This is a genomic window from Nonomuraea sp. NPDC050556 (assembly GCF_044457355.1).
Taxonomy (GTDB): domain Bacteria; phylum Actinomycetota; class Actinomycetes; order Streptosporangiales; family Streptosporangiaceae; genus Nonomuraea.
The window spans coordinates 1,043,503-1,064,093 of sequence record NZ_JBITGU010000003.1 but is presented as its reverse complement, the minus strand read 5'-3'; the positions used below and the strand labels follow the sequence as shown (position 1 = coordinate 1,064,093).

Annotated in this window: 20 protein-coding genes; 10 read left to right on the top strand and 10 right to left on the bottom strand. The window is 69.6% G+C overall.

All coding sequences use genetic code 11. From position 1 onward, the window contains the following. The first annotated feature begins 16 nt into the window (after window positions 1–16). Window positions 17–1,207 carry an MFS transporter gene (locus ACIBG8_RS33995; protein WP_397347169.1) on the top strand — a complete coding sequence of 397 codons (1,191 nt, stop codon included), beginning with the start codon at window positions 17–19 and terminating at the stop codon, window positions 1,205–1,207. Here the strand turns inward: ACIBG8_RS33995 and ACIBG8_RS33990 are convergent. After that, window positions 1,204–1,896 (bottom strand): tetratricopeptide repeat protein, encoded by a 693-nt coding sequence (locus ACIBG8_RS33990; protein WP_397347168.1) that lies wholly within the window; start codon window positions 1,894–1,896, stop codon window positions 1,204–1,206. The two genes, ACIBG8_RS33995 and ACIBG8_RS33990, sit on opposite strands and share 4 nt — an antisense overlap. An 18-nt stretch (window positions 1,897–1,914) precedes the next feature. Between ACIBG8_RS33990 and ACIBG8_RS33985 the strand changes: the two genes are divergently transcribed. Both ACIBG8_RS33985 and ACIBG8_RS33980 read left to right on the top strand, forming a co-directional pair. After that, window positions 1,915–2,202: a hypothetical protein gene (locus tag ACIBG8_RS33985; protein WP_397347167.1), complete on the top strand. Its 288-nt coding sequence runs from the start codon at window positions 1,915–1,917 to the stop codon at window positions 2,200–2,202. A 175-nt stretch (window positions 2,203–2,377) separates the two neighbouring features. Beyond that, window positions 2,378–3,673 carry a xylan 1,4-beta-xylosidase gene (locus ACIBG8_RS33980; protein ID WP_397347166.1) on the top strand — a complete coding sequence of 432 codons (1,296 nt, stop codon included), beginning with the start codon at window positions 2,378–2,380 and terminating at the stop codon, window positions 3,671–3,673. On the opposite strand, the gene ACIBG8_RS33975 is transcribed toward ACIBG8_RS33980, so the two are convergent. From ACIBG8_RS33975 to ACIBG8_RS33965, 3 genes are read right to left on the bottom strand one after another with little or no spacing between them, the layout of a single operon-like run. Continuing rightward, the gene (locus tag ACIBG8_RS33975) at window positions 3,670–4,491 is read right to left on the bottom strand and encodes a carbohydrate ABC transporter permease (protein WP_397347165.1); all 822 of its coding nucleotides are present in this window, start codon (window positions 4,489–4,491) and stop codon (window positions 3,670–3,672) included. The two genes, ACIBG8_RS33980 and ACIBG8_RS33975, sit on opposite strands and share 4 nt — an antisense overlap. Next, the gene (locus tag ACIBG8_RS33970; RefSeq protein ID WP_397347164.1) at window positions 4,491–5,363 is read right to left on the bottom strand and encodes a carbohydrate ABC transporter permease; all 873 of its coding nucleotides are present in this window, start codon (window positions 5,361–5,363) and stop codon (window positions 4,491–4,493) included. The genes ACIBG8_RS33975 and ACIBG8_RS33970 overlap by 1 nt, the downstream gene beginning before the upstream one ends. Then, window positions 5,360–6,628 (bottom strand): ABC transporter substrate-binding protein, encoded by a 1,269-nt coding sequence (locus tag ACIBG8_RS33965; RefSeq protein ID WP_397347163.1) that lies wholly within the window; start codon window positions 6,626–6,628, stop codon window positions 5,360–5,362. Before ACIBG8_RS33965 ends, ACIBG8_RS33970 begins: the two co-directional genes overlap by 4 nt. A 79-nt stretch (window positions 6,629–6,707) precedes the next feature. Here ACIBG8_RS33965 and ACIBG8_RS33960 point away from each other — a divergent pair, with 79 nt between their 5' ends. The 3 genes from ACIBG8_RS33960 to ACIBG8_RS33950 are packed head-to-tail and all read left to right on the top strand — an operon-like array spanning window position 6,708 to window position 11,277. Beyond that, window positions 6,708–7,739 carry a LacI family DNA-binding transcriptional regulator gene (locus tag ACIBG8_RS33960; RefSeq protein ID WP_397347162.1) on the top strand — a complete coding sequence of 344 codons (1,032 nt, stop codon included), beginning with the start codon at window positions 6,708–6,710 and terminating at the stop codon, window positions 7,737–7,739. Between the two features lie 10 nt (window positions 7,740–7,749). Next, window positions 7,750–8,940, top strand: a complete 1,191-nt coding sequence (locus ACIBG8_RS33955) for a glycosyl hydrolase (protein WP_397347161.1) — start codon at window positions 7,750–7,752, stop codon at window positions 8,938–8,940. Between the two features lie 9 nt (window positions 8,941–8,949). Next, the gene (locus ACIBG8_RS33950; RefSeq protein WP_397347160.1) at window positions 8,950–11,277 is read left to right on the top strand and encodes a discoidin domain-containing protein; all 2,328 of its coding nucleotides are present in this window, start codon (window positions 8,950–8,952) and stop codon (window positions 11,275–11,277) included. Between the two features lie 3 nt (window positions 11,278–11,280). Here ACIBG8_RS33950 and ACIBG8_RS33945 read toward each other — a convergent pair whose 3' ends face one another. Both ACIBG8_RS33945 and ACIBG8_RS33940 read right to left on the bottom strand, forming a co-directional pair. Further along, window positions 11,281–12,024 carry an ABC transporter permease gene (locus tag ACIBG8_RS33945; protein WP_397347159.1) on the bottom strand — a complete coding sequence of 248 codons (744 nt, stop codon included), beginning with the start codon at window positions 12,022–12,024 and terminating at the stop codon, window positions 11,281–11,283. After that, window positions 12,021–12,947 carry an ATP-binding cassette domain-containing protein gene (locus ACIBG8_RS33940; protein ID WP_397347158.1) on the bottom strand — a complete coding sequence of 309 codons (927 nt, stop codon included), beginning with the start codon at window positions 12,945–12,947 and terminating at the stop codon, window positions 12,021–12,023. Before ACIBG8_RS33940 ends, ACIBG8_RS33945 begins: the two co-directional genes overlap by 4 nt. 161 nt (window positions 12,948–13,108) lie before the next feature. Between ACIBG8_RS33940 and ACIBG8_RS33935 the strand changes: the two genes are divergently transcribed. Next, window positions 13,109–13,825: a helix-turn-helix domain-containing protein gene (locus tag ACIBG8_RS33935; protein WP_397347157.1), complete on the top strand. Its 717-nt coding sequence runs from the start codon at window positions 13,109–13,111 to the stop codon at window positions 13,823–13,825. Here ACIBG8_RS33935 and ACIBG8_RS33930 read toward each other — a convergent pair. The 3 genes from ACIBG8_RS33930 to ACIBG8_RS33920 are packed head-to-tail and all read right to left on the bottom strand — an operon-like array spanning window position 13,803 to window position 16,178. Beyond that, a complete protein-coding gene (locus tag ACIBG8_RS33930) occupies window positions 13,803–14,837 on the bottom strand; it encodes a magnesium and cobalt transport protein CorA (RefSeq protein WP_397347156.1) in 1,035 nt (344 codons plus the stop codon). The two genes, ACIBG8_RS33935 and ACIBG8_RS33930, sit on opposite strands and share 23 nt — an antisense overlap. A gap of 32 nt (window positions 14,838–14,869) precedes the next feature. Continuing rightward, the gene (locus tag ACIBG8_RS33925) at window positions 14,870–15,352 is read right to left on the bottom strand and encodes a nuclear transport factor 2 family protein (protein WP_397347155.1); all 483 of its coding nucleotides are present in this window, start codon (window positions 15,350–15,352) and stop codon (window positions 14,870–14,872) included. 7 nt (window positions 15,353–15,359) lie between these two features. Beyond that, entirely contained in the window at window positions 15,360–16,178 is an 819-nt protein-coding gene (locus ACIBG8_RS33920) for an amidohydrolase family protein (RefSeq protein WP_397347154.1), read from the bottom strand. 93 nt (window positions 16,179–16,271) lie between these two features. On the opposite strand from ACIBG8_RS33920, the gene ACIBG8_RS33915 reads away from it, so the two are divergent. Beyond that, entirely contained in the window at window positions 16,272–16,970 is a 699-nt protein-coding gene (locus ACIBG8_RS33915; protein ID WP_397347153.1) for a M50 family metallopeptidase, read from the top strand. Here ACIBG8_RS33915 and ACIBG8_RS33910 read toward each other — a convergent pair. Further along, window positions 16,967–17,470: a hypothetical protein gene (locus ACIBG8_RS33910; protein WP_397347152.1), complete on the bottom strand. Its 504-nt coding sequence runs from the start codon at window positions 17,468–17,470 to the stop codon at window positions 16,967–16,969. The two genes, ACIBG8_RS33915 and ACIBG8_RS33910, sit on opposite strands and share 4 nt — an antisense overlap. A gap of 112 nt (window positions 17,471–17,582) precedes the next feature. On the opposite strand from ACIBG8_RS33910, the gene ACIBG8_RS33905 reads away from it, so the two are divergent. Beyond that, complete coding sequence (locus tag ACIBG8_RS33905) at window positions 17,583–19,409, top strand: serine/threonine-protein kinase (RefSeq protein ID WP_397347151.1); 1,827 nt, start codon at window positions 17,583–17,585, stop codon at window positions 19,407–19,409. Between the two features lie 89 nt (window positions 19,410–19,498). Further along, on the top strand, window positions 19,499–20,566 hold the full coding sequence (locus tag ACIBG8_RS33900; protein WP_397347150.1) for an ABC transporter ATP-binding protein: 1,068 nt from the start codon (window positions 19,499–19,501) through the stop codon (window positions 20,564–20,566). Window positions 20,567–20,591: the final 25 nt, after the last annotated feature.

Below are 20,591 nucleotides of genomic sequence, written 5' to 3'. Positions count from 1 at the left end.
ACTATCGTTGTGCAATATGCAGCCCTTAAGAAAGAACCTGCGTTTCCAGCTCTTCTGGGTGGGATCGGCCGCCTCCGAGCTGGGCACCACCCTCACCTGGCTCGCCTATCCCCTGGTGGTGCTGGCGCTCACCGGCTCCCCCGCCCAGGCCGGGCTGCTCGGCGCGGTCGGGCTGGCCAGCGGCATGCTGTTCGCGCTGCCCGCAGGCGTCCTGGTCGACCGCTGGGACCGCCGCCGCGTCCTGCTCGGCGCCGACCTCGTCAGGGCGGCCACGATGGGCAGCGTCGCGCTCGCCGCGTTCACCGGCCACCTGACGCTCCCCCACCTGGTGGCCGTCTCCATCGTGAACGGCATAGCCGGGGCGTTGTTCTCACCCGCGCACACCGCTTCCCTGCGCGCCCTCGTGCCCGGCGAGCAACTGCCCAGCGCGTACGCCCAGGAGCAGACGCGCGAGCACGCGGCCGGTCTGGCCGGTCCGCCGCTCGGCGGCCTGCTGTTCGCGGCGGGCCGCGCCGTACCCTTCCTGGTCGACGCGATCTCCTACCTCGTCTCGTTCGTGTGCGTCGCGTTCGCCAGGGTCCCCAGGCACGCCGCCGAGCCCGCGCCTCGTCAGAACATGTTCACCGGCATCGCCGAGTCGGTCCGCTGGATGTGGGGCCAGCGGCTGCTCCGCGCGATCTGCGGCCTGGCGCTGGTGGTCAACCTGGCCTTCAACGCGATCATGCTGCCGCTGATCGTGTTCATCGGCTCGCCGGTCCAGGTCGGGCTGGCGATGGCGTGCCTCGGCGTCGGCGGGCTGGTCGGGGCCGCGCTGTCCGGCCGGCTGACCAGGCTCCTGCCGCCGGGCCGCCTCATGCTCGCCGTGTGCTGGTATCTCACGCTCGTCGCGCCGCTGACGGTGCTTCCCCTGGGCCCCTTCTGGCCGCCCGTCGTGCTGTTCGTCTGCGGCCTGGGCATCCCGGCGGTGAACATCGTGCTGTCGGTCGAGGTGGCGCGGGCGGCGCCCGACCACATGATGGGCCGCGTGCAGTCGGTGCTCAACGTGGCCACCATGGGCATCACGCCGCTGGCGCCGCTGGTCGGGGGCCTCCTCACGCAGTACGGCGGAGCCGTCGTGGCGATCCTCGTCCTCGGCGGCTACCTGGCGGTGTGCTGCGCCCTCGCCAGCCTTTCTCCCGCGCTCCGCCGTACCCTCGAAACGGTCTAGAAGGCGCGCTCCAGGAGGGTGCGCAGGCGGCGCGCCCGAGTCCAGTGCCGCCGGGCGCGGTGGGGGTCCCCGGCCAGGTGGCGCGCGCACGCCAGGATCAGCAGCGTGCGCGACCGGGCCAGCCACTGGCTCGTGTCCCGCTGGGTGCGCGACGCCTGGACGGCCAGGTCGGCGCCGCGTTCCGCCTGGCCGAGGCCGAGGCAGGCGGCGGCCTGGGCGGCCCGCGCCCTGGCTTCGAGGGTCGCCGGGCCCTCGGCCGACTGCGCCACGCGAAGGGCGCGCTCGTGCTCGCCGAGCGCGCCGTAGGCCTCCGCCAGGGTGACCAGCGTTTCCGCCTCTTCGAGGCGCTCGCCGGTGCTGGTGGCGAGGGCCAGCACGGCGTCGAGCTGTTCCACCGACTGCCGCGGGCGGCCCAGGGCGAGTTCGAGCCTGGCCAGCCCGAGGAGCGGGCCCACCTCACGCCGCAGCTCGCCCGCCTGCCTGGCCAGGTCGAGGGCGTCGGTGAAGGCGGCACGAGCCTGGCTGTGGCGTCCCGCGTCGAGATGGACCAACCCGATGCCGGTGAGCGTCCTCTCCGTCTCGTCCACGGTGACGATGCCGCGCAGGATCGCCAGGGCGCGCTCCTTGGCGTCGAGGGCCTCCTTCAACCGCCCCTGCCCGTGGCGGATGGTGCCCAGATTGCTGAGCATGATGGCCTCCCCGCGGGGATGCGCGGCGCGCGCGAACACCGGGACGGCCGCCACCAGCCAGAGGGCGGCCGCGTCGAGGTCGCCGAGCTCCTCGTGGGCGCAGGCGAGGTTGTTGAGGTTGGAGATCTCGCCCAGCGGCGGTCCAGGGTGATGCCGCGCTGGAGCGGCATCCCGCTGGCCGTCTGCTTCCTGCTCTTCATCCCCCAGTTCTTCGGCCCGCCCGCCTTCAGGATCGGCCACGGCGTCCTGGCGGCAGCCGGAGGGATCTGGCTGGCCTGGGCCCTGTGGAGGTCTCGCCGCTTCTGACGACCCGCGCCCCCTCCGCCCGCCTCGGCCCGATTCTCATGGGATTCTCAGCATCCTCCGGGAGGATCCCAGCGACGGGTCGACTACCGTGGGCTTCTACGAGGGGGAAGCGGTGGCATCAACACGCGCGCCGAAAGCGCGGAACTGGGCGATCGTTGTAGTGGCTTGCGTGGTCGTGGGGGCGCTCGCAGTCGCTGTACTGATCTACAACGCCCGGTCAGGGGCGAGCCCGGCCGCGGGCAAGGTGACCAGCACCACCGCTCCAGGCAAGATCGGCAAGCCGCCGCCCGTGGACGCCGCGTGGCCGCGCTACGGGCTGACGCACACCCAGCTCAGCGCCAACAACGGCAAGGAACAGCTCCAGGACGTCGTCGCCGGCCCGCTGTCCAAGACGCCGATGCTGCAGAACCAGCACATCATGGGGTTCGGCGTCGACAACCCGGAGGAGAGCCCTGGGCGGTTCGACTTCGAGGACCTCGACGACCGCATGCGGCTCATGGACCAGTCAGGCGGCGTGCCCGTGCTCACGCTGTGCTGCGCGCCCGACTGGATGAAGGGCGGCCCGGCCGGTCAGACGTCGTGGGAGAAGGAGCACCTGGAGGCGGCGCCGGAGCCGAAGCACTTCGACGACTTCGCCAGGCTGGCTGCCGAGGTGGCCAAGCGCTACGACCACGTCAAGTACTTCATGGTGTGGAACGAGCTGAAGGGCTTCTGGCCCGACCACAAGCAACCGCCGGACATCCAGGGCTACACGCAGCTCTACAACAAGGTGTACGCCGCGGTGAAGGCCGTGCGCCCCGACGCCCTGATCGGTGGTCCGTACCTGGGGATGAACAGCAACGAGGGCGACAACTCCGAGCTCAAGGGCGCGTGGGGGTCGGTCGACCAGCTCGTCCTGGACGCCTTCGACTACTGGTGGAAGAACAAGAAGGGCGCCGACTTCGTCGTCGTCGACGGCGCCTCGCCCACCGACGACCACCAGCTCCTGCCGGACGCCTTCGGGGCGACGGGCAAGTTCAGCGCGGTGACGTCGTGGCTGCGCAAGCGCACCGGCGACATGCCGATCTGGTGGTCGGAATACTACTTCGAGCCCGAGGACGGCTCGGCGAACTGGACGCCGCAGATGCGGCTGGCCGTGCAGGCGGCGGCGCTGATGGAGTTCGCCAGGAGCGGCGCCTCGACGGCGCTCTACTGGAACCCGGAGACCAAGTCGGGCGACTGCGCCGGCTGCATGTGGAACCAGGGCACCGGCGCCTGGCTGCCGACCGGCGAGCTGCTGTCCAACTTCACCAAGTGGTTCCCCGCCGGGGCGAAGCTGGAGTCCGTCAAGTCCTCCAGCCCCGGGATCAGGGTGCTGGCGCAGCCCGGCCAGCTCGTCATGGTCAACACCACCGACGCGCCGATCTCGGCCACCGTGGACGGCAAGCAGGTGACGCTGCAGCCGTACGAGGTGAAGTGGGCGGGGCGCTAGCCCTTGATCGCGCCCTCCTCGACGCCGCGGAAGAAGAAGCGCTGCAGGGTGGCGAAGACGATGACGATCGGGATGAAGGCGATCATCGTCCCGGCGGCGATCAACCGCGGGTTGGCGCTGAACGTGCCGTTGAGGTAGTTCAGGCCGACCGTGAGCGTCAGGTTCTCCGGGTCGGTCAGGACGATCAGCGGCCACAGGAAGTCGTCCCAGGCGCCGATGAAGGCGAACAGGCTGATCACGCTGAGCATGCCGCGCACGTTGGGCAGGCCGATGCGCAGGAACCGCTGCCAGGCGTTGGCGCCGTCGACGATGGCGGCCTCGTCCATCTCGCGCGGGATGGCGGCGAAGGCCGTACGCATCAGCAGGACGTTCAGCATGCTGATGGCGTTGGGCAGGGCCACTCCGGCCAGGGTGTCGGCCAGGCCCATGCTCTGTACGGTGACCAGCTTGGAGATGATCGTCACCTCCTCCGGCAGCACCAGCGTCGACACGAAGGCCGCGAGCATCAGCTTGGCGCCGCGGAAGCGCAGCCTGGCCAGCGCGTACCCGGCCAGCGTCGCGCCGATCGCGTTGCCGGTGATGGTGAGGAAGGCGACGATCACCGAGTTCCAGGCGTATTTCAGCACCGGCAGCGTGTCCAGGACCGCGCTGTAGTTGGCCAGCGTCGGCTCCTGCGGCAGCAGTTGCGGCGTGGCGGTGAAGATGTCCTCGTTCACGCTCTTCAGCGACGTGGAGAGCTGCCACAGGAACGGCCCGACGGTGATCAGCAGCACCAGCACGAGCAGCGCGTAGCGCAGGGCCTTCTCGCGCGAGGTCATCAGGACTCCTTCCTGCTGAGCCGGGTGAGCAGCAGCATCGGGCCGATCGTGATGACCAGCAGGATCAGGCTCAGCGCCGAGGCGTAGCCCAGGTGGCCGGTGAAGCCGCGGCTGTAGAGCTGGATCAGCATGACCATCGACATGTCCCGCCCGCCGGGCCCGCCGGTGCCGTTGGACAGCACGTACAGCTCGGAGAAGACCCGCAGCGCGGACACCGAGATCAGCACCGACACCAGCATCATCGTGTTGCGCACGCCGGGCACGGTGATCGCGAAGAACCTGCGCACCGCCCCAGCGCCGTCGACGGACGCCGCCTCGTGCAGGTCGCGCCGCACGTTCCCGAGCGCGGACAGGTAGACGATCATGTAGTAGCCCATGCCCTTCCACACCGTCAGGCTGATCGCGCTGAACAGCAGCAGCCACCGGTCGGTCAGGAACGGCAGCGGCTCCTTCAGGAAGCCGAGCTGCTGCGCCAGCCCGTTGATCGCGCCCTGGTCGTTCAGCATCCACCCCCAGATGATCGCCACCACCACCGCGGAGGCGATCACCGGCGTGTAGAACGCGGTGCGGAAGAACGTGATGCCGGGCAGCTTCTTCTCCACGAGGACGGCCAGCAGCAACGGCAGGAACGTCAGCAGCGGCAGGCAGACCAGCATGTAGACCACGCTGTTGAGCAGCGCGTTGCCGAGCTGGTCGTCGTCGAGCGCGCGGGAGAAGTTCGCGAGCCCGGTGAAGTGCCCGCCGCCCAACGGCTTGGCGTTGGTGAACGACAGCACCACCGTGTTGATCGCGGGCCACACCGAGAAGACCAGCAGCCAGACCGCCGCGGGCGCCAGAAGCACCCACGGCGTGAACCAGCGCTGGTTTCTCACTGAGTCAAGAGTTCGTTGCACTTCGCTACCGCGTCGTCGAGGGCCTGCTTGGAGGTCGCACCGCCGCTGATCGCCAGGGCGAACTGCTGGTTGGTGACCTTGTCCATCGCGCTGTTGAACTCGACCGGCTGCAGCATCTTGGCCGTTTCGAGCTGCTTGAAGGCGATGACCTTGGCGTCACCGGCGTTGGTGCCGTCGCTCTTGCTGAAGAACGGGTCACTGGCCGAGGACTTGGTGCTGGGGAAGATGGCCACCAGGTGGGCGAAGGCGGCCTGGTTCTCCGCGCTGGTCACCCAGCGCGCCAGCGCCTGGGCGGCCGGGAGGTTCTTGCTCTTGGCCGACACCGACAGGCCCTGCACCCACAGCGGCGAGGTCCCGATCGACTGCGAGGGCACCACCTTGGGGGCGAGCGTGGGGTTGTCGGTCTGCAGGCTGGTGATGTGGTTGCCGCCACCGGTCGTCCAGGCGACCTTGCCCTCGGAGAACAGCTTGGCGTTGCCCTGGAAGGTGTCGGTCAGGATGTCCTTGGGCAGCAACCCGTCCTTGAACGCCTGGGCGTACTTGTCGAGCAGGGCCGCGGCCTCGGGGGTGTTGAAGGTGAAGCTCTTGCCGTCGTCGGACATCAGCTTCACACCGGCGTTGGCCAGGTCGCTCAGGCCGGGCTTGCGGCTCATCAGGTAGATCTTGCCGCCCGACTTCTCCTTGACGGTCCTGGCCTGCGCGATCAGCTCGTCCAGGTTGGTCGGCGGCTTCTTGGCGTCCAGGCCGTACTTGGCCATCAGCTCGGAGTTCCAGTAGTTCACGTCCGTGCCCAGGTACCAGGGGTAGCCATAGGTGCCGTCGACGCCCGCGTACTTGTAGGCGTCCAGGCCACCGGGCACGTACTCCTCGTTCACCTTGGGGTCCGCCTTGGCGACGTCCAGCAGCAGGCCCTGCTTGGCCAGCGGCAGCGCGAAGTCGGGCGGCAGGTTGGTCACGTCGGGCAGGGTGCCGCTGGCCGCCTGGCTGAGGACCTTCTCCGAGTAGCCGTCACCCGGCTGGTCGAGCCACTCCACCTCGACGCCCGGGTACTTCTTCTTGAATCCGTCGATGACGCCCTGCACGTAGTCGGTGAACTTGGGCTTCAACGCCCACGTCTGCAGCGATACCTTGCCTTTGACCTCTCCCGAGGTGCTCGCAGACGGCTGCGCGGCCTGCTCGGATCCGAGGCCGCACCCAGTGATCGTCAGCGCGGCTAAGGCCAGCGCCGCCCAGTACTTCCGCATGATCGTCTCCTGGACTTGCTAAACCGTTCTAGTTGTCGGGACTATCTACCTACGAAACTTCTCGTGTCAAGGGGGAAACGTGGCGCGACCCACGATCGCCGACATCGCGCGCAGGGCCGGGGTGTCCAAGGGCGCCGTCTCCTTCGCACTGAACGGCAGGCCGGGTGTGAGCGACGCGACCAGGGCGTTGATCCTGCAGGTCGCCGAGGAGATGAACTGGCGCCCGCACAGCGCCGCCCGCGCTCTGGTGGGGGCGAAGGCGCAGGCCGTGGGCATGGTCATCGCCAGGCCCGCGCGCACGATCGGGGTGGAGCCGTTCTTCGCCCACCTGCTGTCCGGCCTGCAGGCCGGGCTGTCGGCGAAGGCCGTCGCCCTGCACATGCTGGTCGTGGAGGAGACGGCCACCGAGATCGAGATCTACCGCCGCTGGGTCTCCGAGCACCGCGTCGACGGCTTCATCCTGGTCGACCTGCAGGTCAGGGATCCGCGCATCGAGGTGCTCGAAGAGCTGGGCATCCCGTCGGTCGTGCTGGGCGGGCCCGGCAGGCACGGGTCGCTGTCGAGCGTGTGGGCCGACGACCGGGCGGCGATGTTGTCGATCGTCGACTACCTGGCCGCGCTCGGGCACACGAGGATCGCGCACGTGTCGGGATTGCCCGCCTTCCAGCACACCCAGCGCCGGATCAGGGCGCTGCGCGACTCGGCGCGCAGGCTCGGCCTGGGCGACCTGGTCTCGCTGCCCACCGACTTCAGCGACGCCGAGGGCGCGGCCGTGACCAGGGCGTTGTTGTCGCGCAAGGACCGGCCGACGGCGATCGTGTTCGACAGCGACGTCATGGCGGTGGCCGGGCTCGGGGTGGCCAACGAGATGGGCGTCGCGGTGCCGCGCGAGCTGTCCATCGTGGCGTTCGACGACTCGTTGCTGGCCCGCATCGTGCACCCGACGCTCACGGCGCTGTCGCGGGACACGTTCGCGCTCGGCGAGCAGGTCGCGGCCACGTTACTGGAGACGATCGCCGAGCCTGAGCAGCCGCGCACGGTCAAGACGCCGACGCCGCGGCTGACGGTCCGCGAGAGCACAGCCTTGGCAAGGACTACTAAAGCGGTTTAGGGTCACCGGCATGCGGTTCGGTGCCAACTACGTGCCCTCGTCCGGCTGGCTGTACAGCTGGCTCGACTTCTCGGCTGACGACGCCCGGCGGGACTTCGCCGACCTGGCGTCGCTGGGCCTCGACCATGTACGGATTTTTCCGATCTGGCCGTGGATCCAGCCCAACAGGACGCTGATCAGGCAGCGCGGCATCGACGACGTGCTGGCGCTCATCGACGTGGCGGCCGAGTTCTCCCTGGACGTCGCCGTCGACCTGGTGCAGGGGCACCTGTCGAGCTTCGACTTCCTGCCGTCGTGGGTGCTGACCCATCATCGGCGCAGCCTGTTCGAGGACGAGGCGGTACGGCAGGGCCTGGCGGCGTATGTTTCCGCGCTGAGCGAGGCGGTGGCCACCAGGCCGAACGTCTTCGCGATCACGCTGGGCAACGAGGTCAACAACCTGTGGCCGTCAAATCCGACTTCTCTCGAAATTTCGCGTGATTGGGCGCGGGAGCTGGTCGGCGTCGTGCGGGAGAAGGCGCCGGGCGTCCTGGCGCTCCACTCCCTCTACGACGACACCTGGTACGCCCCCGACCACCCGTTCCACCCGGCCGACAACGTGGAGCTCGGGGATCTCACGCTGGTGCACTCCTGGGTGTTCAACGGGGTGTCCGCGATCGACGGGCCGCTCGGCGGCGCGACGGTCACGCACGCCGACTACCTGGTCGAGCTGGCCGCCGCCACGTCGCCCGACCCTTCGCGGAAGGTGTGGCTGCAGGAGGTGGGCGCGCCCAGGCCGGACGTCGGTGCGGACGACGCGGCGCCGTTCACCAGGGGGCTGCTGGAGGCGGTCGGGCAGAACCCGGCGCTGTGGGGGGTCACCTGGTGGTGCTCGCACGACCTGGACCGGTCGCTGGCCGACTTCCCCGAGCGGGAGTACGACCTGGGGCTGTTCACCGTGGACCACGTGGCCAAGCCCGCCGCCAAGGAGCTAGCCGCCCACGTGGGCGCCCGCCGTACCCCGCCTGCGTCAAGACCCGCGCTGACCTGCGACGTCGACCTGCTGCGCCAGCCCGAACGGCGGGCCGAGGTGGCGCCGGGGAGCGCGTTCCACCGCGAGTGGGCACGGCTGCGCGCCGCAGGGCCCGTCGCGATCGTCACCGCCTCCAGGTCGGGCGACCCGGAGTATCTCAAGGCTCGGGGGATCCACACCGTTCGCTAGGAGAAATGCATGAAACGTGCCCTCTTACCCCTGCTGTTGGCAGTGGCCTTCCTCACCCCTGGACAGGTCGCACACGCCGACAGCGGCACCCAGCCCTACGCCTCCTACTGGTACCCCAGCACCATCCTGAACTGGAGCCCGAGCACCGACCCCGACGCGCGGTTCAACCGCTCGAAGGTGCCGCTGCAGCCCCGCAGGTCCGACCCCGCGCTGAAGGCCAACGCCAACGCACGGGCCGGTGAGGGGCGCATCGCCTCGCTCGTCTCGTTCGGCCCGACGTCGGCCAACCCGTCGCAGGGCTCGCTCGACCCGAACTACTACGCCTTCGGCTACTGGCAGTACATCGACACGCTCGTCTTCTGGGGCGGGTCGGCGGGCGAGGGGCTGATCCTGGCCCCCAACTCCACCGTGATCGACGCCGCCCACCGCAACGGCGTCAAGGTGTACGGCACCGTGTTCTTCCCGCCCACGGCGTACGGCGGGCAGATCCAGTGGGTGCGCGACTTCGTGAAGCAGCCGGTGATCGACAAGCTGGCCGAGGTGGCCAAGTACTACGGCTTCGAAGGCTGGTTCATCAACCAGGAGACCGCCGGGGGCGACACCGCGCTGGCCACCTCGATGCGGCAGATGATGGCGTACGGCAGGACCAAGGGCGTCGAGCTGATGTGGTACGACGCCATGACCGAGTCCGGCTCGATCTCCTGGCAGAACGCGCTGACCTCGGCCAACGACGCCTTCCTCACCGACTCGAACTCGATGTTCCTCAACTTCGGCTGGTCGGCCTCCGGCCTGGCCTCCTCGCGGACGCTGGCCAGGTCGATGGGGCGCAGCGAGTACGACCTGTACACCGGCATCGACACCGAGGCCAACGGCTACGACAGCAGCGTCTCGTGGAACGGCCTCTTCCCGAACGGCCAGCCGCACGTCACCTCGCTCGGCATCTACCGGCCCGAGTGGACGTGGAAGTCGTCGACCAGCCGCGCCGACTTCTACGCCAAGGACTCGCGTTACTGGGTGGGCGCCAACGGCGACCCGTCCAACACGACCACCTCGTCGTCGTGGAAGGGCCTGGCGAACTACGTGGCAGAGTCCACGCCGATCACCGCGAAGCCGTTCCTGACGTCGTTCAACACCGGGCAGGGCGACTTCTACAACAGCGGCGGCGCGCGGGTGCGCACGGGCGGGTGGAACAACCTGTCGCTGCAGGACGTGCCGCCCACCTACCGGTGGCTGGTCTCCTCGACCGGCACGAAGCTGACCCCGTCGATCGACTTCGCCGACGCCTATGACGGCGGGTCGTCGTTGCGGCTGTCCGGGTCGCCGTCTGCGGTGAACACGGTGCGCCTCTACCAGACGCAGTTGCCCGTGGCGTCGGACACCAAGCTGGCCGTCGTGGTGAAGACGCCTCCTGCCGGGCTGAAGGCTGCGGTGTCGTTCACGGACGCTCCTTCGACCTTCGTCTCCCTGGATCTCGGCGCCGCGTCCGGCAGCGGGTGGGAGCGCAAGACGGTCGACCTCTCGGCGTACGCGGGCAAGACGATCGCGCAGATCGGGCTGCAGGCTCCGGCCGGGGCGCTGGACACCAGGATCGGGCAGCTCGCGGTCTACGACGGGAGCGTGGACGTCCCTGCCGCGGCCTCGGGCGTCACCGTCGCCGGCGTCACGGACGTGTCGGCCACCCAGAAGTCCCTGCGGCTGACCTGGACGGCCGGTGGGCCCGCCCATCACTACGAGGTCTACCGGCGCAACCCGGACGGCAGCCGCACCTTCCTGGGAGCGACGCCGAACGACGCCTGGTTCGTGCAGCAGCTCGACCGGGTGGGCACGGAGGCGAGCACGACGCTGGAGGTGGAGGCGGTGTCGGCCGAGTACGGCCGCTCCCCCGCCGCCACCACCACGGTGTCGTGGTCGGGCGGCCCTTCGGAGAGCAACCTGGCCCTTGGGAAGGCCGCTACGGCGTCGGGCTCGTGCAACGGCAACGAGACCGCGCCCAAGGCGGTCAACGGCAGCACGACGGACAAGTGGTGCACGCTGACGTCGGCCAAGTGGCTGGAGGTGGATCTCGGGTCGGCGCGCTCGCTCACCCGGTTCGTGGTGAAGCACGCGCAGGCGGGCGGTGAGACGTCGTCGTGGAACACCCGGGACTTCACCATCCAGGTGCGCTCCTCGACCAGCGACCCCTGGACCACCCCGGTGACGGTCACCGGCAACACCGCAGGAACCACCACCCACCCGGCCACCGTCACCGCCCGGTACGTGCGGCTGAACATCACCAAACCCACCCAGACCACAGACCCCGCAGCCCGTATCTACGAGCTCGAGGCCTGGGGGTCGTGACGTCTAGCGGTTGAATCTCGTCCTGGCCCAGAGGTAGCCGCCGAGGGCCAGGGCGAGGCACCACCCCACCGCCACCAGGCCGGTCGTGCCCACCGGGGTGCCCATGAGCAGGCCGCGCAGCGTCTCGATGATCGGGGTGAACGGCTGGTACTCGGCGAACCAGCGGATCCCCGCCGGCATCGACTCCGGCGTCACGATCGCGCTGCCGAGGAAAGGCAGGAACTGCAGCGGCAGCGCCGCGTTGCTCGCCGACTCCGGCGTCTTGCACACCAGCCCGAACGCCGCCGCCACCCACGTGAGCGCGAACGTCAGCAGCGCCAGCAGCCCGAGCGCCCCCGCCCACCCGGCGACCCCGGCGGCAGGACGGAACCCGCACAGCACCGCCACGCCGATCACGAGTAAGACGCTCACCATCGTCTGGATCACGCCACCGATGACGTGCCCGGTCAGCACCGACGACCGGGTGATCGCCATCGTGCGGAACCGGTTGATGATGCCCTCGGTCATGTCGACGCACACCCCCACGGCCGTCGCCATGGAGCCCGACGTCGCCGCCATGAGGATGATCCCGGGCGTCACGTAGTCGATGTAGTCCTCCGCACCGAGCCCGCCGCCCAGCGCGCCGCCGAAGACGAACACGAAGAGCAGCAGCATGAGGATCGGCATCGCGATCCCCGAGATCGTCATACCGGGGTACCGCTGCGCGTGGCGGAGGTTGCGGCGCAGCATGATCATGGAGTCGGTCATCGGGCACCGTCCTTGCCGGTCAGGGCGAAGAAGACATCGTCGAGGTCGGGGGTGTGCACGGACATCTCATCCGCCTCCAGGGCGGACCCGTCGAGCCGGTCGAGCAGCGCCCGCAGCGAGCTGGAGCTGCCGTCACTGGGCACCTGCAGCACGAGGCCGTCGTCGTCGCGCTGCGACTGCCCGAAGAGCCCGGCCGCCGCGTCGAGCCGGCCGGGGTCGCTGAAGCGCAGCCTGATGTGGCCGCCGGGGACCAGCCGCTTGAGCTCCTCCGGGGTGCCCTGGGCGACGATCCTGCTCTCGTGGAGTACGGCGAGGCGGTCGGCGAGCTGGTCGGCCTCCTCCAGGTATTGGGTGGTCAGCAGGATCGTGACGCCGTCGGCGACCTGCCGCCTGATGATCTGCCACATGGTGTGGCGGCTGCGCGGATCGAGCCCGGTGGTCGGCTCGTCGAGGAAGATGACGCGCGGCCGCCCGACCAGCGTCATGGCGATGTCGAGCCGCCGCCGCATCCCGCCCGAGTAGGTCGAGGCGGGCTTCCCCGCCGCCTCGACGAGGTCGAACCGGTCGAGCAGCTCCGCCGTACGCCGCCTGCCCTCCGGCCGGGGCAGGTGGTGCAGGTCGGCCATGAGGAGCAGGTTCTCCTCGCCGGTGAGCAGGCCGTCGACGGCGGCGAACTGGCCGGTGACGCCGATGGCGGCGCGTACGGCGTCCGCCTCCTTGACCACGTCGTGCCCGGCCACCTCGATGCGGCCGCCGTCCGCCGCGATGAGCGTGGACAGGATCTGGACCGCGGTGGTCTTGCCCGCGCCGTTGGGACCGAGCAGGGAGAAGATCGTCCCCTGGGCGACCTCCAGGTCGATGCCGTCGAGCACCAGCTTGTCGCCGTAGGACTTACGCAGGCCCGTGGCCCTGATCGCGTACATGTCCCGCCCTTTCGCGATAGTACGTGTTTCTGTACGGCAAAAGCTACGTTGCGTTTATGGTTATGTCAACAGAAAAGATGCGTGATTGCAATGATTGTGACGGTGAATGCAAGACCCCCGTTGCAATAGACTGTGGACGAACGCAAACGAGGGAGGTCCCGATGCCGGGTGGCAGGCTGACGCACGAGGAGCGCGAGCAGATCGCGGCCGGGCTGGCGGGTGGCCTCGGCTACTCGGAGATCGCCAGGGACCTCGGGCGGCCGACGTCGACGGTCAGCCGGGAGGTCTCGCGCAACGGCGGCCCGGACGGCTACCTCGCCGACGCGGCGCACAAGGCGACCGAGGGGCGGGCGCGGCGCGGCAAGCCCGCCGCGGCCCAGGCGTCGACGGCCGGAGACGACTCCGGATATGGGCGCGACGGGGCCGCCGTGCGCGCCTTCGAGGAGTCGATCACCAACGTGCTCGTCGCCACCGGCCTGCCGCGCATGGTGTCCAGGGTGCTGACCAGCATCTACATCACCGACAGCGGCAGCATGACGGCCGGGGAACTGGCCGGGCGGCTGGGAGTGAGCCCGGCCTCCATCTCCAAGGCCGTCGCCTACCTGGAGGAGCGGGGCCTGGTCAGGCGGGAGCGGGCGAGCAGGCGCGGCCGCGAGCGCTACGTGATCGACGGGGACATGTGGTACCAGTCGATGATCGCCAGCGCGCGGGCCAACGAGACGGTGTCGGCCGCCACCCTCCAGGGCGCGCGGATCCTCGGCCCGGACACCCCGGCGGGCGCCAGGCTGCTCGACGCGAGCGAGTTCCTCGGGCAGATCAGCAAGGCGATCGTCCAGGTCGTGGAGGACTGGCGGGCTACAACCAGTCGCGGCGCTTGAAGACGAAGTAGAGGATCAGGCAGACCCCGGCCATCAGCACGACGGCGAACGGGTAGCCGAACACCCAGTGCGTCTCGGGCATGAAGTCGAAGTTCATCCCGTAGATCGTGCCGACCAGGGTCGGGGCGAAGAGGATGGCCGCCCAGGCGGAGATCTTCTTGACCTCCTCGCCCTGGGTGATGCTGGCCTGGGTGAGCGCCTGCGTGACCATGGTGGAGTTGACCAGCAGGATGTCCTGCAACATCTGCCTGAACGACGCGATGCGCTCGGCCACGGTGATCGCGTGGTCGGCGACGTCGCGCAGGTAGCTCTGCAACTCGGGGTTGAGCCCGTACTTCGCGGCCCCGGCGATGAAGCCGTCGATCATCGGCACCAGCGGCTTGGTCGCCCGCTGGAACTCGATCACCTCGCCGGACAGCTCGTAGACGCGCCGCGACACCGAGGGGTCGCCGCTGAAGACCTGCGCCTCGATCTCCTCGATGTCCTTCTGCAGCCCGGCGATCACCGGCGCGTAGCCGTCGACCACGGCGTCGAGGATGGCGTAGAGGACGGCCTGCGGACCCTGCCTGAGCAGGTCGGGGTCAGACTCCATACGCTTGCGTACGGCCTGCAGGTCGGGAGCCTCCGCGTGCCGTACGGTGATCACGAAGTTGGGCCCGACGAACACGTGCAGCTCGCCGAAGGCCACCTCCTCCTCGTCGTCGAGGTAGCGCGCCGCGCGCAGCACGACGAACAGGGTGGCGCCGTAGCGGTCCGCCTTCGGGCGCTGCGAGCCGACGATGGCGTCCTCGAGAGCCAGCTCGTGCAGCTCGAACTCCTCGGCGAGCTTGACCAGCTCCCACTCCTTGGGCCGGTAGAGCCCGATCCACGCCATCGCGCCCGGCTGCTCCTTGAGCCGCTCGAACGCGTCGGCCAGCGAGCCCGGGTTGTCCACGCGCTGGCCGTCCACGTAGATCGCGTTGTCGATCACCGTCGGACGGTACGGCTGCTCCTCGGCAGCCCTGGGATCCATCGAAAGCTCCGGCGCGGCCCCGCGCAGGATTCTCATCCTGGCCATGTCTGTTCGACCTCGTCCAGGGCCTTGCGCGCCCCATCGCGAATGGACTTGCGGAACATGGGGGTCCATCCGAGCACCACACCGGCCGGCTTGCCGAGCGCCATCTTCGACCAGTGGCGGAAGTCGTACTCGTCGTGGTGGCGGACGATCAGGTCGTCCTCGAACCTGAACAGCGCGTCGATCTCGTTGACGACCTCCCTGCCCGTGCCGGTGAAGGTGTAGCGGCAGGTCCAGTGGGCCGAGCCGGTGAAGTCGTCGGCGGTCACGTCGCGGAAGTCGGCCAGCAGGTCGCTCCTTCTGCCCAGCTGCAGGCGCCACATCGCCATCACCCTGTCCCGCCCCTCGACCTCCTGGAAGATCGGGTCGCCGAAACTGACTTCGGGGTGGTAGCAGCGGGCGATGGCGTCGAGGTCGCCACTGCCGAGAGCTTCGTAGAAGGCGTGGATGAGCGCCACGTGCCGATCGTTCACTGTCCTATCAGACCATGGCTGCGCCGTTGTCCCAGCATACGGCCCTCAACCAGGCGTCTCCGAGCTCAAGCCGGTCAAGTGCGTGCAACTGGTGCGCATAGGGATGGGGGATGGTCGGGAAGTCACTGCCGAGCACCACCTTCCCCGCCAGACCGAGATCATGCAGCGCGGGTTTCAGCCGGGCGGGGAACGGCATGCCCAGCTCGCTGAAGTCGGTGAAGGTCATCGTGGTGTCCAGGGCCACCCGCTCGTACGCCAGAGCCAGGTCGAAGAAGGGGTCGTACTCGGGCATGCCCAGATGCGCGATCACCAGCCGCAGCGCGGGATGCCTGCGCAGCACCTCGCCGATGGGCTCGGGCCCGACGCAGCCGCCGGGCACGGGCACCGAGCTGGCGTGCACGACGACGGGCAGCCCGGCGTCGGCGAGCATCCCCCAGACGGGGTCGAGTTCGGGCAGCCTGGGATCGAACCCGCCTACCTGGAGGTGGATCTTGAAGATCCGCGTGCCGTCCTCGATGGCCCGCCGGACGTATGCCTCAACGCCTGTCTCGGGGTAGAAAGTGCCCGACCTCAGGCACTCCGGGGTACGGCTCGCGAAGTCGGCCGCCCACGCGTTGAGGTCCTCGGCCATGCCGGGTTTGTGCGCGTAGGAGAGCGCCGGGAACGCGCGCAGGCCCATCTCGCGCAGCCTGGCCACCCGCTGCTCGACCGGCCACTCGTACTCGATCTTCCAGCCGTTGCCCATGAGCGGGCCGCCGTGGTTGAAGTGGTGCCAGACCCGGCGCTCCATCCGTTCCGGCAGGAAGTGGACATGGAGGTCGATCAAGCCCGGCAACCCCAGGCCCTGCCACCAATCCCGGACATCAGAATCATGTTCTACAGGCACAACCGAGACCATACCTGGATAGGGTCTTGGGCAATGAGCAAGTTGCTGACCCACCTGTTCGCGGCGCAACCCACTCCCGAACCGTGGGTCGTCGGAGTGTCGGCTTTCGCCGCGTTCCTGATCGTCGCCTACACCACCACCTGGCAGCTCACCCGAGGGCTGATCACCATCGCGCACGAGGGCGGGCACGCGGTGGCCGCGCTGCTCACCCGGCGCAAGCTGCAGGGCATCAGGCTCCACTCCGACACCTCGGGCGTGACCCTGACCAGGGGCAGGCCGAACGGTCCCGGCATGGTCCTGACGGCCATGGCCGGTTACGTCGCGCCGTCCCTGCTCGGCCTCGGCGCCGCGTGGCTGACCGCAGAGGGCCGGGTCACGCTGCTCATCTGGTCGGTGCTGCTGTTCCTGGTCTGCATGCTGCTGCTCATCCGCAACCTGTACGGCGCGCTGATCCTGCTGGTGACCGGCGGCGCCGTCCTGGCCCTGTCGATCTACGCCCCGGACCAGGTCCAGCAGGTCGCCGCGCAGGTGGCGGTGTGGTTCCTGCTGTTCGGCGGGGTGCGGCCGATCATCGAGCTGCAGCGCAAGCGGCGCAGGCGCCAGGCGTCGGACTCCGACGCCGACCAGCTCGCCCGGCTGACGTTCCTGCCGGGCGGCTTCTACGTGGTGTTCTTCCTGCTGGTGGCCGGCGCCGCCGTCGCGGGCGGCGCCGTCCTCATGTCGCCGTTCTAGTTGCCGCCGAGGACCTGCTTGCCCTTCTCGGTCAGCTGGCCCTGGAGGTCGACCAGCCCCTGGTCGAGGCGGTCCTTGAGCTGCTTGAGCGCGGTCACCGGGTCGTCTGAGTACTTCACCGCGTCGGTGTTGTAGACCCCGGCGTCCTTGAGCCGCTGCAGCTCGGCCTTGGCCTGGTCCACATTGTCCGTCAGCTGGATCTTGAGGTTCTCCACGGCGTCGCCGACCTGCCCTGCCGCCTGCGACGCCTTGTCCTTGGCGTCGGAGGCCATGGACGAGGCCTGGTCCTTCGCCTCCGACGCCATGCCGGAGGCGGAGGCCATGGCGTCGGCGCCCTTCGACTTGAGGTCGGAGGCCTTGGCCCCCGCGCTGTCGAGGACGGACGGCAGCGCGCTGGCCGCCTGGCTGGCCTTGCTCTCGGCGTTCTGCTTCTGGCTGTCGCTGCACCCTGCCAGCAGGATCCCGGCAGCGGCCAGCCCCACGGCGAACGTCTTCAGCATCGCGTCATCCCCCCGATAACGGCCTGCCCCCCGACAGGTCACAAATGCACCTATGCCCACTTGCGCCCGAAATTCCACACTAAACTCCCTGTCGGGGACAGGGGGGATAGCTGTGCAGCCAGTCGAGGACGCCCCCGGCTATCGGGTGCTCGATCAGGCCGGGCAGGGCGGTTTCGCCATCGTCTACCGCGCCTTCCAGGAGCGCCTCGACCGGGTGGTCGCGCTCAAGGTGCTGTCGGTGGACCGGGTCGACCAGCGCACGCTGCGCAGGTTCCAGCGGGAGTTGCAGCTCACCGGGCGGCTCACCGCGCACCCGAACGTGGTGACGGTCTTCGACACCGGCACCACCCGCAGCGGCAAGCCGTACATCGCGATGGAGTTCTTCGAGAACGGATCCCTGCGCGACCGGGTGCGCAACGAGGGACCGCTGCCGCTGGCCGACGTGCTGCGCGCCGGGGTGAAGCTGGCAGGAGCTCTCGCGGCCGTGCACGAGGCGGGGGTGCTGCACGGGGACATCAAGCCGCAGAACATCCTCATCTCCCGGTACGGCGAGCCGGCCATCGCGGACTTCGGGGTCGCGCGGGTGGTGGATTCTTCTGAGGTGTCGGCTGCCGCTGCGGCGTTCACTCCCCTGCATGCGGCGCCCGAGGTGTTGAGCGGGCAGCCGCACAGCGTCTCCACGGACATCTACTCGCTGGGGTCGACGCTTTACCACCTGCTGGCGGGGCAGCCCGCTTTTCACAGCCCGACGGATCCGTCGATCGCGCCGCTGATGTTCCGGGTGCTGAGCAACTCGCCGCCACCGATCGGGCGGTCGGACGTGCCCGCTTCGGCGGAGGCGGTGATCATGCGCGCGATGTCGAAGCAGGCGCACGAGCGGTACGGCACGGCCCGGTCGTTCGCGCGCGCGTTGCAGGAGGTCCAGAGGGAGCACGGGCTGCCGGTGACGGACCTCATCGGCGCCGACCCGCTGCCGGGGTCCGCCACCGTCCCCCGCTCCGACGTCCCGCCCCCCGCCGCTCCCCCAACCCCGACCACCCCGCCTCCTTCCGTCACGACCACGGGCCAGCACGCCGCCGCGGCCTCCCCCTACGCACCGCCCACATCACCGGGCGTTGCGAGCTCAGGCCCCTTGAGCGGCGGGCCCCCGAGTGCTGGGCCCCCTGGGGGCGGGCCTCTTGGAGGTGGGCCTCTTGGAGGTGGGCCTTTGGGTGTGGGCCCGCCCCAGGGGTTCGGCATGTCGCCACCGGCGGCAGCGCCTCCCCCGCGCGTGGAGCCCCCGCGTGTGGCGCCGCCGCATGTCGAAGCCCGGCGCGTGGAGCCGCCGCGTGTGGACCCGCGTGTGGAGCCTCTGGCTGTGCAGCGGTCAGAAGCTGAGGCGCGGCCCACCTACCCCGTGCCGCCTGCCGTACCCCGGGCGACGGGGTTGGGGAGGGCGGCGGCGGGGTCGGCGAAGCGGGGGAACTCGCGGGTGAAGCTGGTCGTCGGGCTGGCGGTCGGCCTCCTCGTCGTGCTGGGCACGGGGACAGCCGTCTATCTGTCCAGGACGCAGGACCCGGCCGTCGTCGTGAGCCAGAAGAGCGGTGAACCCGCCGTCAAGGAGCACCAGACCGCCCAGCCCATCGACCCGGCCGCCGTCAAGGCGCTCACCCCACGCAAGGTCAGGGTCGTCGCCGACAACGGCGCGACCGTGACCCTCAAGTGGTCCCTCCCCCCGGCAGCCACCCGCTACCCCGTCGTCCTCCAGCGCGAGCCGTTCGAGGAGAACGCCCAGCGCATCACCGCGCTCAAAGCAGGCACCACAGGCACCAGAGTGCTCGCGCTCAACCCCGACCTCGGCTACTGCTTCGTCATAGGCGTCGCCCTGCAGATCTCGGAAGCCTCCACCGTCGCCTGGTCCGAGCCCGCCTGCATCCGCGGCGCCGTCCCCACGAACTGACCGAGTTCCACTGTGCGGCACCGCGACGGCTTGACCTCGACTGTGTGACGGAAGACACTCCGTTTTGTATCCAATCGAGGAGTGTGCACGTGACCGCAGCGGCCCTTACGGTGATCGACCTCGTCAAGGACTACGGTGTGGACCGGCGCGCGCACCGGGCCGTGGACGGGGTGAGCGTCGAGATCGGCGAGGGCGAGTTCCTCTCGCTGCTCGGCCCGAGCGGATGCGGCAAGACGACGACGCTGCGCTGCGTGGCCGGGCTGGAACGTCCTGACGAGGGCCGCATCGAGCTGGCGGGAACCGAGGTCTACGGCCGAGGCGGAGCCGTACCGACCGAGCGCAGGGACATCGGGATGGTGTTCCAGAGCTACGCGATCTGGCCGCACATGACCGTCTTCGAGAACGCCGCCTTCCCCCTGCGGGTGGACGGCAGGCGCAGGAGCAGGTCAGAGGTGCAGAACCTGGTGGAGGAGGCCCTGGCCGTCGTGCGGCTGGCCGACCTGGCCGGCCGTTCAGCCACCCAGCTGTCCGGCGGCCAGCAGCAGCGCCTGGCCCTGGCCAGGGCGCTGATCAGGCGCCCCAAACTGCTGCTGCTCGACGAGCCGCTGTCGAACCTGGACGCCAAGCTGCGCGGCCAGATGCGCGCCGAGATCAGGGACCTGCAGCGCAAGCTGGGGGTCAGCACCCTGTTCGTCACCCACGACCAGGCCGAGGCGCTGTCGCTGTCGACCCGCGTGGCGGTCATGGACCAGGGCAGGATCGTGCAGCGCGGCACGCCCAGGGAGATCTACGAGCGCCCGGCCACCCGCTTCGTCGCCGACTTCGTCGGCACGGCGAACCTGGTGGACGCCGAGGTGGACGGCGACGGCACGCTGCGCACCCCGGCCGGTTCCATCCGCGCGACCTGCGACGGGCTGAAGAAGGGCGACCGGGTCACCGCCTGCTTCCGCCCGGAGAACGTCCTGATCAACGCCTCGAAGGGGCTGAAGGGCACGGTCGAGCGCGTCGACTTCCTCGGCGAGACGCTCGACTGCCGGGTCAGGCTGGACGGCTGCGCCCAGCGTGTGACGGTGCGCTGCCACCCGGCCGACGGGGTGCGCGAGGGCGACGCGGTGTTCGTCGAGCCCATCGCGGAGCGCTGCGCCGTACTGCTCTGACCCCAGAAACCGCAAGGCCTTCGGG